Annotated in this window: 13 protein-coding genes and 3 pseudogenes; 13 read left to right on the top strand and 3 right to left on the bottom strand. The window is 62.8% G+C overall.

Annotated features, from left to right (window positions below; all coding sequences use genetic code 11):
• Positions 1-97: 97 nt before the first annotated feature.
• Positions 98-834: pseudogene (locus ABCN56_RS12000) on the bottom strand (IS5 family transposase).
• Positions 835-1,291: 457 nt separating this feature from the next.
• On the bottom strand, positions 1,292-2,275 hold the full coding sequence (locus ABCN56_RS11995) for a LysR family transcriptional regulator (RefSeq protein WP_343081024.1): 984 nt from the start codon (positions 2,273-2,275) through the stop codon (positions 1,292-1,294).
• A gap of 113 nt (positions 2,276-2,388) precedes the next feature.
• On the opposite strand from ABCN56_RS11995, the gene ABCN56_RS11990 reads away from it, so the two are divergent.
• From ABCN56_RS11990 to ABCN56_RS11975, 4 genes and pseudogenes are all read left to right on the top strand, one after another.
• Complete coding sequence (locus ABCN56_RS11990; RefSeq protein ID WP_343081023.1) at positions 2,389-3,024, top strand: sulfotransferase family protein; 636 nt, start codon at positions 2,389-2,391, stop codon at positions 3,022-3,024.
• 83 nt (positions 3,025-3,107) lie between these two features.
• Complete coding sequence (locus tag ABCN56_RS11985; RefSeq protein WP_343081022.1) at positions 3,108-3,539, top strand: nuclear transport factor 2 family protein; 432 nt, start codon at positions 3,108-3,110, stop codon at positions 3,537-3,539.
• Positions 3,540-4,438: 899 nt separating this feature from the next.
• Positions 4,439-4,702: pseudogene (locus tag ABCN56_RS11980) on the top strand (cytochrome b/b6 domain-containing protein); the annotation flags it as partial.
• A 442-nt stretch (positions 4,703-5,144) separates the two neighbouring features.
• On the top strand, positions 5,145-5,528 hold the full coding sequence (locus ABCN56_RS11975; protein WP_343081021.1) for a RidA family protein: 384 nt from the start codon (positions 5,145-5,147) through the stop codon (positions 5,526-5,528).
• Between the two features lie 188 nt (positions 5,529-5,716).
• Here ABCN56_RS11975 and ABCN56_RS11970 read toward each other — a convergent pair whose 3' ends face one another.
• Positions 5,717-6,331 carry a carboxymuconolactone decarboxylase family protein gene (locus ABCN56_RS11970; RefSeq protein ID WP_343081020.1) on the bottom strand — a complete coding sequence of 205 codons (615 nt, stop codon included), beginning with the start codon at positions 6,329-6,331 and terminating at the stop codon, positions 5,717-5,719.
• Between the two features lie 353 nt (positions 6,332-6,684).
• On the opposite strand from ABCN56_RS11970, the gene arsB reads away from it, so the two are divergent.
• The 9 genes and pseudogenes from arsB to ABCN56_RS11925 all read left to right on the top strand — a co-directional run.
• Positions 6,685-7,713: an ACR3 family arsenite efflux transporter gene (arsB, locus tag ABCN56_RS11965; protein ID WP_343081019.1), complete on the top strand. Its 1,029-nt coding sequence runs from the start codon at positions 6,685-6,687 to the stop codon at positions 7,711-7,713.
• Between the two features lie 475 nt (positions 7,714-8,188).
• The gene (locus ABCN56_RS11960) at positions 8,189-9,283 is read left to right on the top strand and encodes a transporter substrate-binding protein (protein WP_343081018.1); all 1,095 of its coding nucleotides are present in this window, start codon (positions 8,189-8,191) and stop codon (positions 9,281-9,283) included.
• Positions 9,280-9,897: an ANTAR domain-containing response regulator gene (locus ABCN56_RS11955; RefSeq protein WP_343081017.1), complete on the top strand. Its 618-nt coding sequence runs from the start codon at positions 9,280-9,282 to the stop codon at positions 9,895-9,897. The genes ABCN56_RS11960 and ABCN56_RS11955 overlap by 4 nt, the downstream gene beginning before the upstream one ends.
• Positions 9,875-10,759: an ABC transporter permease gene (locus tag ABCN56_RS11950; RefSeq protein WP_343081016.1), complete on the top strand. Its 885-nt coding sequence runs from the start codon at positions 9,875-9,877 to the stop codon at positions 10,757-10,759. The genes ABCN56_RS11955 and ABCN56_RS11950 overlap by 23 nt, the downstream gene beginning before the upstream one ends.
• 1 nt (position 10,760) lies before the next feature.
• Positions 10,761-11,681, top strand: a complete 921-nt coding sequence (locus ABCN56_RS11945) for an ABC transporter permease (protein ID WP_343081015.1) — start codon at positions 10,761-10,763, stop codon at positions 11,679-11,681.
• Between the two features lie 17 nt (positions 11,682-11,698).
• Positions 11,699-13,312, top strand: a complete 1,614-nt coding sequence (locus ABCN56_RS11940) for an ABC transporter substrate-binding protein (protein WP_343081014.1) — start codon at positions 11,699-11,701, stop codon at positions 13,310-13,312.
• A gap of 1 nt (position 13,313) precedes the next feature.
• On the top strand, positions 13,314-14,273 hold the full coding sequence (locus ABCN56_RS11935) for an acetamidase/formamidase family protein (RefSeq protein WP_343081013.1): 960 nt from the start codon (positions 13,314-13,316) through the stop codon (positions 14,271-14,273).
• A complete protein-coding gene (locus ABCN56_RS11930) occupies positions 14,270-16,096 on the top strand; it encodes an ABC transporter ATP-binding protein (protein ID WP_343081012.1) in 1,827 nt (608 codons plus the stop codon). The genes ABCN56_RS11935 and ABCN56_RS11930 overlap by 4 nt, the downstream gene beginning before the upstream one ends.
• 146 nt (positions 16,097-16,242) lie before the next feature.
• Positions 16,243-16,614 (top strand): annotated as a pseudogene (locus tag ABCN56_RS11925) (transposase); the annotation flags it as partial.
• Between the last annotated feature and the right edge of the window lies 1 nt (position 16,615).

The raw sequence follows: 16,615 nt of genomic DNA, 5'->3' as shown, positions 1-16,615 counted from the left end.
TCTTCTGCCGGGTCAAAATTTCAGCGCACGACCGGGAATTGAAAAGGCGGGCAATTGAGGCCCACTCAAGAATCTAGGGTCAGGACTCGTTCTCGTTTCATAGCCAGAACATGACGGTTGCGGCGAGTGCGACGGCAGAGAGGAAGACCTTCGGGCATCTGTCGCACCTCGTGGCCACTCGTCGCCAATCCTTCAGGCGCCCGAACATGATCTCGATCCTGTTGCGGCGTTTGTAGCGGCGTTTGTCGTATCTGACGGTCTTTCCGCGCGACTTCCGACCCGGGATGCAGGGCTCTATCCCCCTGTCTTTCAAGGCATCCCTGAACCAGTCCGCATCATAGCCCCGATCAGCCAGCAGCCATTCGGCGGCGGGCAGGCTGTGCAGCAAGGCCGCGGCACCCGTGTAGTCGCTGACCTGACCTGCGGTCATGAAGAAGCGGATCGGGCGGCCATCGGCATCGGTGACGGCATGCAGTTTGGTGTTCATGCCGCCCTTGGTTCGGCCGATCAGGCGGCTCCTTTGGTCGTCGGGCCCCCTTTTTTCGGCCGCAGGCTGGTCGCCGTGCGGTGTGCCTTCAAATAGGTCGCGTCGATCATCACCGTCTTCGGAACGGCCGCCTCGGACGCCAGGCCTTCCATCATCCGGGCGAAGATGCCCTTGTCGCCCCATCGCTTCCAGCGGTTGTATAGGGTCTTCGGGGGACCATACTCCCTGGGCGCATCACACCACCGCAACCCATTGCGATTGATGAAGATGATGCCGCTCAGCACACGCCGGTCATCGACGCGCGGCTTGCCGTGGCTCTCGGGAAAGAAAGGCCGAAGCCGCTCCATCTGCGCGTCTGTCAGCCAGAAAAGTTTCTCATCGTTCGGTCTCCTTGCGGCGCCTGAATCATGCCGAACGCCCAATATCAATGGGTCCTGACTCTAACCGACCGACTGCGTTTGTAGTCATACGCGGCAACATCAATAATTGCGGCCAAGAGCCTGCGGCCGGCCTGGACGAAGACTGCCACTCCCGCCAAACGCCGCGAATGTATCCTCTTAGCCTTCCACGACATTTGTGCCAGACGCTGCATGACACGGAATCCGGTGCCGGAAGGCGGGAAGCCGGCCTTCGCTGCACCGGGCGCGAATGTCAGCGATGCGCAGGAAGCACCCCGGGCAAACTTGCGAACCGAAGACACCCTTCCGGGCGCGACCGGCCCTTGACCGACCTTCAGTCGCCACTCGGAATGCCGCGGTGCGGCCCATGATTGCGGCCATTCGCTGCAGGAGCATTGTCTCGGATTCACCGAAGATTCGGAGGTTGGACGTTCGGTGATGGCTGAAGCAGGGCATCGCCGGAGAGCTTCCTTTCCGCCTCGGCATGGAGGCGGCGATAGGTCTCGATCACGATTGAGCGGATCCAGATACTGCCGGCATCGTTGGCAAGCCGCGAACTCCAGAAGAAGCGGACGAGGACCGGGCCGAGATCGACCGGCGGCCTCATCGCACGAAGCCCAAAGACCTCCATGTCCCAGGCCAACAGTATCGCCGGGAACGTTGCCAGGAAGTCCGACTTCTCGAGCAGCGACGCAACTCCCGCCGAATCCCCGATCATCGCGCTCACGCGTCTTGCGCTGGCATCGCCCTGAGAGGTGACGGGGAAGGGGTTCTGCATCGACCGCGTAACGTTGACCATGAGGTGCGGGTACTTGCGCCACGCGTCGATCCCCCAGGCTTCGCAGGCGGGATGATCCCGGCGCGCGAAGGTTACCCATGAGAAGGGATCCATCACCTGCTCCTCAATGCCGTCCGGCAGGCGCGGCTCGCCGCCGAGGTGCGCCAGGTCGATGAGCCCTTCACTCAGGGCGGCGTAGACGTCGTGATGCGCGGGGAGCCATTCAATCTTCACGTTGGGCGCTTCCGCCTCGACCCGGACCGAGACTTCCGCGATGACCTTCGTGAGTGTCGGCATGGCGATCCGGAAGACGCGGTCGCTCGTCGCCGGATCGAACAGCGTCCTTGGAGCGATGACACGGCGTATGCTCCGAAGGATCGGACGCACGTCCTCGACGATCAATTCGGCAAACGGGCTCGGCTGCATCTTCCCGCCGACCCGGACGAGCAGCGGGTCCCCGAGCTGTTCTCTCAGCCGTGCAAGAGAATGGCTTACAGCCGACTGCGTGCGCCCGATCCTGTCGGCGGTCGCAGTAACGCTCCGCGTCTCCATGAGCACTTCGAAGACCACGAGAAGATTGAGATCGACGTGATGTAGATCGATTTCATTCATGATGCATGAAAACGTTTCGTTCGACAAAAATGCCTGCCTGAAGCCATCATCATTCCATCAAAGCGTATGTGGATGTTTCCGATAGATTTCATTCATATAGGAGAAGACGGGCTATGGCACTCGAAATCATCGGCGCCGGGTTCGGACGGACCGGCACCTACTCGTTGAAGGCGGCGCTCGAGCGGCTCGGCTTCGGTCCCTGCCACCACATGTCCGAGGTGATCGGAGATTCCGAGCAAGTCAGGCTCTGGACGGCGGTTACGGAAGGTCGCCCAGACTACGCAAGCATCTTCACCGGCTTCCGTTCGGCGGTGGACTTTCCTGTCGCGGCCTACTGGCGGGATGTCCTGGCGGCGACCCCCGGCGCGAAAGTCATTCTGTCCGATCGCGACCCCGAGGACTGGTACGGGAGCTTCTCGCAGACCATCCTGCCACTCATACTCGACAAGGCATCCTGGCCGGACGACCGCCGCGCCTGGTTCGAGATGATCGACAAGGTGGTCATCGGTAAGGCGCTCAGCGGGCGTAAGGACCGCGACGGCATCCTCTCCGCCTACCGCGCGAACGCGGCGGCGGCACGCGAACTCGCAGCCGAGGGGGGCGCACTGGTCTTCCGCGCGCGGGACGGCTGGGAGCCGCTCTGCAGGTTCCTCGGCGTCGAGGTGCCGGACGAGCCCTACCCCAAGACCGACCCGCGGGCCGAGTTCTTCGCCTCGGTGAAGTCCGGTATCGAAGAAACCGCCGGCTAAACGAACCCCACCAAATCAACCGATGAGCGGCACCTGGCGTGGACCGGGGCCGGCTCCGCTCGCCATCAAGGAAGGAGATTTCCATGTCCGCAATGAACGAAGTCCTTGCCGCGTCTGAGAGATTCTACGATGCGCTGAACCGCATGGCCCATGGGGATGCGGCGCCAATGGCCGATGTCTGGCTCCAGAGCGGCCAAGCGACGGCACAGCACCCGATCGGGGGGCGCGACGAGGGGTACGACACGGTCATTGCCAGTTTTGCGAAGGTCGCCGCGATCGCGGGTGGCGGCAATATCAGGCTTATGGATCAGAAGATCGACGCGGGATCCGACATGGCAGTCGAAACGGGCGTCGAGACCGGAACACTTGTTATCGCCGGTCACGAGGCCGCAATTCATCACCGCGTGACCAACGTCTACCGGCGGGTGAACGGAGACTGGAAACTGGTCCACCACCACACGGACCTGTCCGGCGCCATGCTGGACATCTTGAGGCGTCTGAACGAGGCTGCTTGAGGTTTTCCCACAGAGTGCAGTGCGGGCGACTCGGATCGCCCGCTCTCCGTTTATTTTTGCAGTGGGCGTGAACGGCCCTAAGCCGACTCCTGCCAACCCGCTTGCGCTGCAGTGCGGCTTTCAGCGATGCAGCCGTTCGTATGTACTGCAGCGAAGTTCCCCGTAGGATGTCGCTGGGCGGGAGAAAGCCGCGATTGCAGAAGGCAATTGCATTAGGACCATTCGCTTTGCACCGGAACTGAGCCCACCTTTTCCGCGTTGAGCGAGGCTCACAACATCACCGAAGTTCTCTCGCTTGCCGGTAAGCCCTTCCGCGGCCGTTGGAACCGTCGGGAGGTTTGTACCTCGTGCATTCGGGACGGTGTGGGAAACGATGGTTTACATGGGGTCATTCTATAGCGGCAAAGTTCGGTTCGAAGACGAAGTCAGGCCGGATGGTGCGATGGAATGCACCCGTTCCATCTGCGGTAAGGCCGGGTTTCTGCACTGGATCGTAGAGCGCGATCAGGTTCGTATCCTAGCCGGGCAGGATAAACTTGCAGCCGATGTCTGAGGAAGCTTGGTTGCGCCACATTATGTCTGCCCGACATGTGGCGTTGCTCCCTGAGGCGACCCGGACGAGCCCTGATGGGTCGAGGAGCATGAACCCTGCAGTGCCGTGACGGCATCGATTTCGATGTGCTTCCGGCCGCGCGGCATGAGGGGGCGGCCCTGACGCTGCCCCAATGCGGGACAGCTTAGGACAAGAAATGCCCGGCAGGATGCATCCTGCCGGGCGACTTTGTTGCCTCAGGCCGCAGGCTTCTGCAGATGCGCGTAGCTATGCGTGACGGCGTCGCGCAGGCCGTACTCGGTCAACTGATGTTCGATCATGCGCTCGCAACCCCAGTCCCCTAGCCTCCGCCGTGCATGGCCTCGGCCTTATCCTGATGACGTCGATGGCGGCCACCGGCGGCGTGTACCCGGCACAGGTCTGGGCAGGGCTGCAATCGGCTGAACCCGATGGTTCGCTGGCCATGTCGGTCCACTTCGCGCTTGCCAACCTCGTCTGGGTCTATCTGATCACCCATGCCGGCATGGCCATGGTCCACCATTTTGCACGCTCGGCGCCGCTGGCCAGGATGTGGCGATTGAGGCCCCGATCTTCTGCGCGCTTGGTTTGAAACACCAGAACTGTCCGAATGCCGGGCAAAGAGAGAAACGTGTGTAGCGCGCTCTGGGCGAATACACTTAAGCCGCTTCCGGAACGGCCGTTGAGGTCGATCGCTGGAATTTCATCAGTTTCTGCAAAGCGGGCTTTGCAGAAACATGCAGCGAAAGACCGCTTTCTGCCGATCGTGTGGGCGCCCGGAACGGCCCAGAGCGGACGCCCGCGGTCCGATCAGCGGCTGCATCGCAGCGTCTCCGAACCGGTCATTCGTGCTTCGCGCAGCATTGTTTCGGCGATGAGCGTCTTCAATGCGGGACAAAGCCGACATTCGCCGGGTCGTTCTGAGCGCGACAATCTGGAACTCCGCTATATTATAGTTCGCGCTCAGGCCGTGCGTCATTCAAGTCGCCCGACCTATGTCTGGAGACATTTTGGCGTGTCTAGCGGGGATGAAGATGTCGCGAAAATATGTTGTCGAGGTGGAAGGAGTGCCGGCGTCTCCTTCACCCATAAGTAATGCGGTTGTAGTCGGAAACACATGCTGGATCAGCGGGCAGCTCTCGGTTGGACCTGAGGGCTATGTTGAAGGTACCGCACGTGAGGAGGCCGAAACAGCCTTCGCACACGTGTTCCGGATCGCCGAAGCGGCGGGCTTCGAGCGCACGGATATTGTCTATGTCGATATCGCGTTCTCCGATCTCGCCGACGTTGGGGCCGTCAATGAACTCTACGCTTCGTTGTTTGAGGCCGGGCGCCGACCCGCTCGCACCATTTATCAAGCTGCCCGACTACCCTTTGGCGGAAAGATCAAAGTACAGGCGATCGCTGCCAAGGAATGAAATCGCCTCGACTGCCTCGCACCGCTATCTAATGAGGTGCCACGGATGTCCGCTCCACCCATTTGACAGCAGATCTGGAGCAGCTTGCCCCCGCAAGCCGGGCCTTTCGGCCGTGATGACGGCATCCAAATGAACCACTCCCAAGCCGCGCACAGCTTGTCTCTACTTGGCGGCCGTCCATGTTGTCCTCAGTCGGCAGTTTCCGTCCTGGTTGTCTCGCTGTCGAGTTTTCGTCCAACCGACAGCTCACTCCGGACCGCGGGGTCAGCATCCAAAAACTGCGGTTCCACCATAGCTCCGACTGCATCGAAATAACGGCTCATGAAGGCACGAAACGATGCGGCAAGTGCGATATCGGCGATGTTGAGATCGCTGAAACCGAGTGAACGTAGCCTCTGGATGTCGGCCTCGGTTACACGCGAAGCGTCCTCGCTGATCTGCGCAGCGTAATCCAGCATCGCGACTTCCTTGTCTGAAAGACCTGCGTTGCGGTGATCTCTCTGGATCGCGAGTGCTTTCTCCCGTCCCAGAGCCTGTGACAGCACCCGGAAATACACGTGCGAACAGTAACTCGACGGCACGAACTTTGCGGCGACGAATGTGATCAGCCTGAAATTGAGTACACCGAGCGAGAACCCGTCACGGATCTGATGCAAGAGGCTTTCGATGGGAAGAATGACGTCTGGTCGAGCAGACCAGCACTGAGTGGCTTGCATGACCAAGCCCATCGACGCGATTTCTGCGCTGTATAGCCTTTCGATCTCCCCGGTCGCCTCTTCCGGCTCTATTGTCTTTATGAACATGATCCGCATCCCCAAGCAGGATAGTGAAACTATAGCGGCGCGGTTGGCTCTGGGCGATGATTATTGTGGTTGAGGATACTATCTGTTTTTTCCGCTCTGGGCTCGGACCTGACCTTCTCCGCGTCGCGGCATACAGGCGGGAGGCAAGCTAGGCCTGCGTCACTAACGGCCCAGAGCGGACGCTCGCGGTCCGATCGGCGGCTGCATCGCAGCGTCTCCGAGCCGGTCATTCGTGCTTCGCGCAGCATTGTTGCGGCGACGAACGTCTTCAATGCGGGACAAAGCGGACGCTTGTTCGCAAGTGCAGGAGCCGCCTCTCGACTTCACCCAATCGGAGCCGTATTCGTCGGCGCATGAGCATCTTCGAACGATATCTTTCGCTTTGGATCGCGCTGGCCATGGCGGGCGGCATCCTCATTGGCAGCGCCGCACCCGTTCTGGTCGCGGCAATTGCGGCGGCAGAGGTGGCGAGCGTCAACCTCGTGGTAGCGGTCCTGATCTGGGCGATGGTCTACCCGATGATGGTGGGGGTCGATCCGGGCAGTCTGAAAGGCGTGGCGAAGCAGCCGAAGGGCCTCGCGATTACGTTGACGGTGAATTGGCTGGTCAAGCCATTCACGATGGCCGCGCTCGGTGTCCTGTTTTTCGAGTTCGTCTTCGCAGACCTCATCGCGCCCGAGGATGCGCAGCAATACATCGCCGGGCTCATCCTGCTTGGCGCTGCACCCTGCACAGCCATGGTCTTCGTCTGGTCGCAGCTGACCCATGGCGACGAAAGCTATACGCTCTTTCAGGTCTCAATAAACGACCTGGTTATGGTCTTCGCCTTCGCGCCCATCGTCGCGTTTCTTTTGGGCGTCACGGATATTGCGGTGCCGTGGGAGACGCTCGTTCTCTCCGTGGTTATGTTTGTGGCCCTGCCTCTTGCCGCCGGCGTCTGGACGCGGAAGAGGCTCGGCAGTGCAGCCCGCATCGATGCGTTCCGCGAAAGGATCAAGCCATGGTCTGTCGTCGGCCTGATTGCCACGGTAGTGATCCTGTTCGGCCTGCAAGGGCAGGTGATCCTCGATCGGCCACAGGTCATGGCGATGATCGCAGTGCCGATACTGATCCAGTCCTACGGTATCTTCGTGCTTGCCTATACGTCCGCATGGGCGCTGCGTGTCCCCCACAAGATCGCGGCTCCCTGCGCCTTGATCGGAACATCGAACTTCTTCGAGCTTGCCGTCGCGGTGGCAATAAGTCTTTTCGGCCTGAACTCCGGAGCCGCACTCGCCACAGTCGTCGGGGTCCTGGTCGAGGTGCCGGTCATGCTGTCCCTCGTGGCTCTGGCCAACCGCACGCGAACGAGCTTCACACGGCGCTCGGCTCAACCGCAGTAATTCTTGTTCTGAAAAAACACCGGACAAACAGGGCAAGCACCTAGGCAGTCCCGCGATGCGACAGGAATTGTGCATCCGCTCCCGGCTCAGAGCTGCCTTGCGGCGGCGCAGCGGGCCGCCGTCAGACTCTTCGCCCTGGCTGCCGGTCAGGACCGGCCCAAAGCCGACCTTCGCTGACCTATCTGATGCGGCGGTGCGGCTTCCAAATACCGACCGTTCGTTGAGCGCCCAGATTTTGCTGCGCAACAAAGAGAGCAGCCTATCGGAGCGCCAATTCGCCAAGCCCCTTTTGACGTCTGCCGTTCTCGGCTGCAGAGCGACGCTGACGAACTCCCTGTCTCAGGCAGTGGTCGAACCCACTTGACCAGTTTCCAGACCAATATAGTCTGAAAGCACATTGGCGAAGAGCCGGACGGCAGACAGGCCCTGAATGCAGACCCCTCGGTCCGCTTCGGGGCTTTTTGATTTGGGCCCCATGTTCGACAGGAAACGGCGCATCGAACTCGGCATGCTGTACTCCCGCTCAGGCGGCTACTCGCTCTTTTCCGAGGCGAGCCGCGCAGGGGCGCTGGCGGCACTGGCCGCGGTTAACGGCGACCCGGCGCTCGACATAACTTTCGTACCGGTAGAGCGCGATCCTGGCGGGAATGCGGATGCCTACGGTCCCTTGTGCGATGACATCCTGCGCAACAGCCGCGCCCGTCACGTCATCGGCTGCGTGACCTCGTGGAGCCGCAAGGAGGTCATTCCGGTTCTCGAACGTCTCGGCGGCACGCTTTGGTATGCCCTCCCCTACGAAGGTTTCGAGGCATCCGATCATGTCGTCTATACTCATGCCTGTCCGAACCAGCATCTGCTGCCGCTGCTTGACTGGGTGATGCCCGAGCATGGGCGGCGCGCCTATCTTACCGGATCGAACTATATCTGGGGCTGGGAGATGAACCGGCTGGCCCGCGAATACATTACGGCCGCGGGGGGAGAGGTTCTGGGCGAACGCTACCTGCCGCTCGGCTCGCGCGATATCGGCCGCATGGTCGAGGAAATCCGTCATGCGCGACCCGACTTCGTCCTCAACAACCTTGTCGGCACCTCGACCTACGAATTCCTCGAAGCCATGCACCGGCTGGCCGAGGACGATCCCGCCTTCGCTCCGTCGCGTTGCCCGATCCTGTCCTGCAACCTGACCGAGGCCGAATTTCCTGCGCTGAAATATGTCGCTGACGGGCTTATCGCCGCCGGTCCCTATTTCCGTGGCGCGCAGGGCTGGCCCGGCAGCGATGGCTTCGCCTCCTCGCATGAGGCCGCGGCCTATGCCGCGGTGCGCGAGCTTGCGCGGCTGCTGAACGGCCGCCCCGGGGCCGAGGACCTTCCCCTTGGGACCCTTTTGCAGCAGGCGCCGGGCGGCGTGATCGACATGGCGACGCATCACACCTCCCTGCCTGTTCTCATCGCGCGCGTGGAGGGCGGCGCCTTCCGAACGCTGAAGGCGCTGCCATCGGTGGCGGGCGATCCCTATCTAACGCGTCCGCGTCCGGCACCCGCCTTTCCGACCCTGAAGGTGGTGTCATGAAACGGCGGCCGCTGCGGATACATAACCTCGGCGGGGCGACGGCGGTGATCCTGCACCGCCCGCATCCGGTGGTTCAGGCCTTGGAGCGGCAATTGCGCGCCATCGGGCTTGAGGTGCAGCAATCCTGGCCCGATCTGGGGCCCGGGGCTTTGGCCGCCGATTTCGTCTTTTTCGACGCCGATATGGGGCATGACGACCAGTTCCCGTGGCGCCCGGGTGAAAGCCCGATGCCGATGATCGCGCTCATCGGGTCCGAAGCGCCCGGCCGGATCGAATGGGCCTTGCGCGCAGGCGCGCATGCCCAGCTTCTGAAGCCCGTGGGGGACAGCGGCGCCTATTCGGCGCTCCTGATCGCGCGGGATGCCTTCGATGTCCAGCGCGCCCTCTCGGTCGAGATCGCCGGCCTGAGGCAGCGGCTGGACGAACGGCAGACGGTCGTGCGGGCGGTGACGATGCTCGCATCACGGGCGGGCAAGGACGATGCGGCCGCCTATGACCAGCTTCGTCAGATGGCGATGGCCTGGCGCATCAGCTTCGAGGACGCCGCCGCGCGGGTCGTCGCACAGATGACGAACCGACAGGATGACGATGATGACAGACGCGATCGCGGCTGAGGCACATATCCCGAAGGGCGCCCTTGCCCGGCTGATTCAGCGCAAGCTGGCGCTCATCGGCCTTGCCCTGATCATCCTCGTCGTCACAAGTGCGGTCTTCGCGCCTGTGCTTGCCCCCTATGCGCCAGATGAGCAGCATTTCGACGGGCTGACGCTGGAAGGTGCGCCCTTGCCGCCGAACGAGACCTTCCTGCTCGGCACCGACCTTCTCGGCCGCGATCTTCTGAGTCGTATCCTGCATGGCGCGCGGACGTCGCTCATCATCGGCGTGGCGGCGAACGGGCTGTCACTGGTCATAGGCACGCTGATCGGCATCACGGCGGGGTTCTTCCGGGGCTGGATCGGGGCGCTTCTGATGCGATTCACCGACCTGATGATGGCCTTTCCCGCGCTTCTCCTCGCGATCTGCCTTGCGGCAATTTTTCATCCGTCACTATGGATCGTGGCCATCGTTATCGCGCTGGTGAACTGGGTGCAGACTGCGCGGGTGATCTATACACAGACCAGTTCGCTCGCCGAACGCGACTTCATCGCGGCCGAGCGCACTTTGGGCGCAGGCACAGGTCGCATCCTCTTTCGCCATATACTGCCGCATCTGGTGCCGACGATCATCGTCTGGGGCACGCTCGGCATTTCGACGACAGTGCTTCTGGAGGCGACGCTTTCCTTCCTCGGTGTGGGGGTGCAGCCGCCGACACCAAGCTGGGGCAATATCATCTTCGAGAACCAGACCTACTTCCAGTCGGCCCCCTGGCTCGTCTTCATCCCCGGCGCGGCCATCATCCTTCTGGCCCTGGCCTTCAACCTTGTCGGCGACGCGCTCCGGGATGTGCTCGACCCGATGCAGAGGGGGCAGGACTGACATGGCCGCCTATCTCATCCGCCGCCTCCTGCAATCCCTGCTGATCCTTCTCGGCGTCAGCTTCATCACCTTTGTCCTCTTGTATGTGCTGCCCGCCGATCCGGTGCGCCAGATCGCCGGGCGGTCCGCCACCGCCCAGACGGTTGAAAACATCCGGCGCGAGCTCGGCCTCGACCAACCCTTCGTCGTGCAATACGCGCGCTACCTTGCCGGGATGGTGCAGGGCGATCTGGGCCGCAGCTACCTGCAAAAGACCGAGGTGGCCGAACTCATCGCCTCGCGCCTGCCCGCCACGCTTCTCCTCATGCTCGGGGCGATCGTCTGCGAACTGGCCATCGGCCTGACAATGGGGATTTTCGCGGCTTTGAGGCGGGGCACCACGCTCGACCACAGCCTGATGATGATGTCCTTCGTCACCGTGTCGGCGCCGCAATTCGTCGTGGGCCTCCTTCTTCTCTATGTCTTCGCGGTCAAGCTCGGCTGGTTCCCCATCGGCGGCTACGGCACCTTCGCACATCTCGTGCTGCCCTCGCTCACGCTCGGGATCCTCGGCTCGGGCTGGTACAGCCGGATGATGCGGTCCTCGATGCTCGACGTCCTGAGGGCCGATTTCATCCGCACCGCCCGCGCCAAGGGGCTGGGCCGCGTCCGGGTGGTTCTGGCCCATGCTTTGCCGAACGCCATCCTGCCGGTTATCGCGATGATCGGCATCGATATCGGCATCTTCATGGGCGGCATCGTCGTCGTGGAAAGCGTCTTCGGCTGGCCCGGCATCGGACAGCTTGCTTGGCAGGCGATCCAGCGCGTCGACATCCCCATCATCATGGGCGTCACGCTGGTTTCGGCCTGTGCCATCGTCCTTGGCAACCTTCTGGCCGATCTGATCGCGCCCCTGATCGACCCGAGAATACGACTGAAGTAACCAACAGGAGAGAGAGAATGAAAAGACTGCTTGCATCCACCGCCGTCCTGCTCGCCCTGGCCATGCCTACCGTGGCGCAAGAGTATACGCCCGACCCGGATGCCCAGCCGGGCGGTTCAATTGTCATCACCTACAAGGATGACGTCGCGACGCTCGACCCCGCCATCGGCTACGACTGGCAGAACTGGTCGATGATCAAGTCGCTGTTCGACGGGCTGATGGATTACGTGCCGGGCACCACGACCCTGCGCCCGGGCCTTGCCGAAAGCTATGAAATCTCCGAGGACGGGCTGAGCTATACCTTCCACCTGCGCGCGGGCGTGAAATTCCACAACGGGCGCGAGATGACGGCGGACGACGTCAAGTATTCGCTCGACCGCGTGACCGATCCCGCGACGCAATCGCCCGGTGCGGGCTTCTTCGGCTCAATTGCCGGGTTCGAGAATGCGGGGCCGGACGGCCTGTCGGGCGTCGAGGTGGTCGATCCGGCGACGGTGAAGATCACTCTCTCACGCCCCGACGCAACCTTCCTTCATGTCATGGCGCTGAACTTTGCCAGCGTCGTTGCGAAAGAGGCCGTGGATGAGGCGGGCGCCGATTTCGGCAAGAAACCCGTCGGCACGGGCGCCTTCAAGCTGGGTGAATGGACGCTCGGGCAAAGGCTCGTCTTCGAGAAGAATGCCGACTACTGGCGCGACGGCGTGCCCTATCTGGATTCAGTCGTCTTCGAGGTCGGGCAGGAGCCGGTGGTCGCCCTTCTGCGCCTTCAGAACGGCGAGGTGGACGTGCCCGGCGACGGCATTCCGCCCGCGAAGTTCACCGAGGTGATGGGCGATCCGGCGCAGGCCGCGCGCGTCGTGCAGGGCGGTCAGCTTCACACCGGCTATATCACGCTCAATGTCACCATTCCGCCCTTCGACAATCTCGATGTGCGCAAGGCCGTGAACATGGCGATCAACAAGGAGCGGATCACCCAGATCATCAACGGCCGCGCCGTGCCCGCGACCCAGCCGCTGCCGCCCTCAATGCCGGGCTATACCGAAGGCTATGCAGGCTATCCCTATGACGTCGAGGGGGCGAAGGCGCTCCTCGCCGGGGCGGGCCTTGCCGACGGGTTCGAGACCGATCTTTACGTCATGAACACCGACCCCAATCCGCGCATCGCGCAGGCGATCCAGCAGGACCTGTCGGCCATCGGCATCAAGGCCAACATCCAGTCGCTGGCTCAGGCCAACGTGATCGAGGCAGGCGGGGCAGGCACCGCACCGATGATCTGGTCGGGCGGCATGGCCTGGATCGCCGATTTCCCCGATCCGTCGAACTTCTACGGTCCGATCCTTGGCTGTGCAGGCGCTGGTGAGGGCGGCTGGAACTGGTCGAAGTTCTGCGACGAGGCGCTGGACGCCAAAGCGGTGGAGGCCGACAGTCTGTCCGACCCGACCAAGGCAGAGGAGCGCCTGAAGCTCTGGTCCGACGTCTACATGGGCGTGATGGAAGAAGCGCCCTGGGTCCCGGTCTTCAACGAGGAACGCTACACCATGAAGTCAGAACGCATGGGCGGCGAGGATGCGCTTTACGTCGATCCGGTCTCGATCCCCGTCAATTACGACTACGTCTGGGTGAAGCAGTAAGATGTGCAAGGATTGCAACTATACGATCCACGGCGCGCAGCATCATTTCGGCTGGGACAATTCCCTGCCCCCGGCGTTGCGCGCCGAGCCCGGATCGACGATCCAGTTCCACTGTCAGGATAGTTCGGCGGGCCAGCTTGGCCCGTCGTCGAAGCTGCAAAGCGTCATCGACCTCGACTTCGGCAAGATCAACCCGGTCTCGGGGCCGATCTACGTCGAAGGCGCGAAGCCGGGTGACGCACTCAAGGTGACGATCGAGGGGTTCACGCCCCGCCAGTTCGACGGCAAGGGCTTCGGCTGGACGGCGAATATCCCCGGCTTCGGGCTTCTCGCCGATCAGTTCGCGGATCCGGCCCTGACGATCTGGTCCTACGATCCCGATAGCCTTGCCCCGGCACTTTGGGGCAAGGAGGCGCGCATTCCGCTCAAGCCCTTCGCGGGCACGATCGGCAATGCCCCGGCCGAGGCCGGGCTCCATTCCGTCGTCCCGCCCCGGCGGGTCGGCGGCAATCTCGATATCCGTGACTTGGCAGCGGGCAGCACGCTCTATCTGCCGGTCGAGGTCGAAGGCGCGCTCTTTAGTGTCGGCGATACCCATGCGGCGCAGGGCGACGGAGAGGTTTGCGGCACGGCCATCGAAAGCCCGATGGACGTGGTGCTGACGCTCGATGTCGTGAAGGGCGCTAACCTCAAGACCCCGCGCTTCACCACGCCGGGTCCGGTGACGCGCCACCTCGATGCCGAGGGATATGAGGCCACGACCGGCATCGGTCCCGACCTGATGGCGGCGGCGCGAGATGCGGTGTCGAACATGATCGACCTTTTGACGGCCCAGCGCGGGATATCGGCGGTCGATGCCTACATGCTCTGCTCGGTCTGCGGCGACCTTCGCATCTCCGAGATCGTCGACATGCCGAACTGGGTGGTCAGCTTCTACTTCCCCCGGTGCGTCTTCGAATGAACCTGACGCCGGGCGCACTGCCGAAAAGCCGGTCCGGGGCCGATCTGGCCCCGGATGCCGCGCCCGTGCTGACGGTCGAGGAATTGACCGTTTCGGTCCGGACCGGGGCCGGGCTGAAGCCGCTGGTCTCGGATCTTTCCTTTGCGCTCCGTCGCGGCGAGACCCTGTGTATTGCCGGGGAAAGCGGCTCGGGCAAGTCGATCACCTCGCTGGCGATCATGGGGCTGTTGCCGCCCCCCGCCGTGCGCGTGACCGGCGGCAGGGTCCATCTTGGCGCGACCGAGCTGACCGCGCTGCGCGAGTCCGAGATGCGCGCCGTCCGCGGCGACCGTATCGCGATGATCTTTCAGGAACCAATGACCAGCCTCAACCCGGTGATGACCGTCGGCACCCAGCTTGCCGAGGCAATCCGGGCGCATGAGCCCGTTGCCCGGGCCGAGGCCCGCGCCCAGGCACTGGCGGCGCTGAAGGCGGTGCGGCTCAGCCAGCCCGAGCGTCGCATGGACCAGTATCCGCACGAGCTTTCGGGCGGCATGCGCCAGCGGGTGATGATCGCCATGGCGCTGGCCTTGCGCCCCGAGGTGCTGATCGCCGACGAACCGACCACCGCACTTGACGTGACCGTGCAGCGCGAGGTCCTCGACCTTTTGCGCGATCTTCAGCGCGAGATGGGCACCGCGATCATCCTCATCACCCATGACATGGGCGTGGTGGCCGAAATGGCTGACCGCGTCATCGTCATGCGCGACGGCAGGATGGTGGAAGAGGCAGCTACCACCGACCTTTTCGCCCGGCCCGCCCAGCAATATACGCGCGACCTTCTGGCCGCCGTGCCGCGCATCGGCGGGGGCGCGAAGCGGGCCGAGGTCGTCGCGTCACCCGTCGCGCGGCTTGCCGATGTAAGTGTGCGCTTTCCCCTGAAGGGCGGGGTCCTTGGCAGGGTGACCCATCAGGTCCATGCCGTCGAACATGTCAGTTTCGACATCCGCAAGGGCGAGACCTTCGCGCTTGTCGGGGAGTCCGGCTGCGGCAAGTCGACGATCGCCAAGGCGATGGTAGGACTCGTGCCGCATGAGGGGGTGATCGAGATCGGCGGCAGCTTGGTGGCAGCAGCACGGGGCCCCGCGATGACGGCCCTGCGCCGCAAGATCCAGATGGTTTTTCAGGACCCGATGGCGGCGCTCGATCCCCGCATGACGGTGGGCGACCAGATCGCCGAACCGCTGGTGATACACGGGATCGGCGATGCCGCCGAACGCCGCGCCCGCGCCGCCGACCTGATGGATCGTGTCGGCCTGACCCGCGACCAGCTTGGCCGGTACCCGCACGAATTTTCCGGCGGGCAGCGCCAGCGCATCTGCATTGCCCGCGCGCTCGCGCTCAATCCCGGCCTGATAATCGCCGACGAAAGTGTCTCGGCGCTTGATGTCAGCGTGCAGGCGAAGGTGCTGGACCTCCTGCGGGAATTGCAGAAGGACTACGGCATCGCCTTTCTTTTCATCAGCCACGACATGGCGGTGGTCGAGAACGTCTCGGACCGGGTCGGTGTGATGTATCTGGGCCAGATCGTCGAGCTTGGAACCCGGGCGCAGATCTTCGGGAATCCCCAGCACCCCTATACAAAGCGGCTGATCGACGCAGTTCCGGTCCCGGACCCGACGTTCAGGCGCCTGGACACAACGCGGCTCTCGGGGGATGTACCCAGCCCGGTTCATCCTGTCGGCCATGGACCAGAACGCGCCAGCCTGATCGACATTGGCAATGGGCATCTGGTGGCGCGTCCAGAAGCACTGGAAGTCGGGCGAGCGGAAGCTGGCTCGTGATCTCTGATCGCATGAATAACTACAGGCTCATTTTGGAATAAGTAGAACAAGCGCTTCAGGGACGGCTGAAGCTTGTAGCATTTGGGCTCAAGACCTATTGGTCTCGCGCTGGCGGGATGATTCAGGCTCCGCAAGGAGACCGAACGATGAGCAACCTTTTCTGGCTGACGGACGCGCAGATGGCTCGGCTTCGGCCTTTCTTTCCCAAGAGCCACGGCAAGCCGCGCGTCGATGACCCGAGGTGTGCTGAGCGGCATTATCTTCATTAATCGCAATGGGTTGCGATGGCGCGATGCGCCCAGGGGGTATGGTCCCTCGAAGACCCTCTACAACCGCTGGAAGCGATTGGGCGACAAGGGCATCTTCGCCCGGATGGTGGAAGGCCTGGCGTCCGAGGCGGCAGTTCCGAAGACGGTGATGATCGACGCGACCTATTTGAAGGCGACCTCACGGCGACCAGCCTGCGGTCGAAAAAAAGGGGACCCGACGACCAAAGGGGCCGCTTGATCGGGCGCACGG

Source organism: Ostreiculturibacter nitratireducens (genome assembly GCF_032670585.1).
Classification (GTDB): Bacteria; Pseudomonadota; Alphaproteobacteria; order Rhodobacterales; family Rhodobacteraceae; genus Ostreiculturibacter; species Ostreiculturibacter nitratireducens.
The sequence above is the reverse complement of the archived record's forward strand: the minus strand, read 5'-3'. Positions and strand labels throughout refer to the sequence as shown.

Coding starts and splice junctions, on each gene's coding strand:
- ABCN56_RS11995 (WP_343081024.1), bottom strand. CDS start 2,275: ATGAATGAAATCGATCTACATCACGTCGATCTCAATCTTCTCGTGGTC.
- ABCN56_RS11990 (WP_343081023.1), top strand. CDS start 2,389: ATGGCACTCGAAATCATCGGCGCCGGGTTCGGACGGACCGGCACCTAC.
- ABCN56_RS11985 (WP_343081022.1), top strand. CDS start 3,108: ATGTCCGCAATGAACGAAGTCCTTGCCGCGTCTGAGAGATTCTACGAT.
- ABCN56_RS11975 (WP_343081021.1), top strand. CDS start 5,145: ATGTCGCGAAAATATGTTGTCGAGGTGGAAGGAGTGCCGGCGTCTCCT.
- ABCN56_RS11970 (WP_343081020.1), bottom strand. CDS start 6,331: ATGTTCATAAAGACAATAGAGCCGGAAGAGGCGACCGGGGAGATCGAA.
- arsB (WP_343081019.1), top strand. CDS start 6,685: ATGAGCATCTTCGAACGATATCTTTCGCTTTGGATCGCGCTGGCCATG.
- ABCN56_RS11960 (WP_343081018.1), top strand. CDS start 8,189: ATGTTCGACAGGAAACGGCGCATCGAACTCGGCATGCTGTACTCCCGC.
- ABCN56_RS11955 (WP_343081017.1), top strand. CDS start 9,280: ATGAAACGGCGGCCGCTGCGGATACATAACCTCGGCGGGGCGACGGCG.
- ABCN56_RS11950 (WP_343081016.1), top strand. CDS start 9,875: ATGACAGACGCGATCGCGGCTGAGGCACATATCCCGAAGGGCGCCCTT.
- ABCN56_RS11945 (WP_343081015.1), top strand. CDS start 10,761: ATGGCCGCCTATCTCATCCGCCGCCTCCTGCAATCCCTGCTGATCCTT.
- ABCN56_RS11940 (WP_343081014.1), top strand. CDS start 11,699: ATGAAAAGACTGCTTGCATCCACCGCCGTCCTGCTCGCCCTGGCCATG.
- ABCN56_RS11935 (WP_343081013.1), top strand. CDS start 13,314: ATGTGCAAGGATTGCAACTATACGATCCACGGCGCGCAGCATCATTTC.
- ABCN56_RS11930 (WP_343081012.1), top strand. CDS start 14,270: ATGAACCTGACGCCGGGCGCACTGCCGAAAAGCCGGTCCGGGGCCGAT.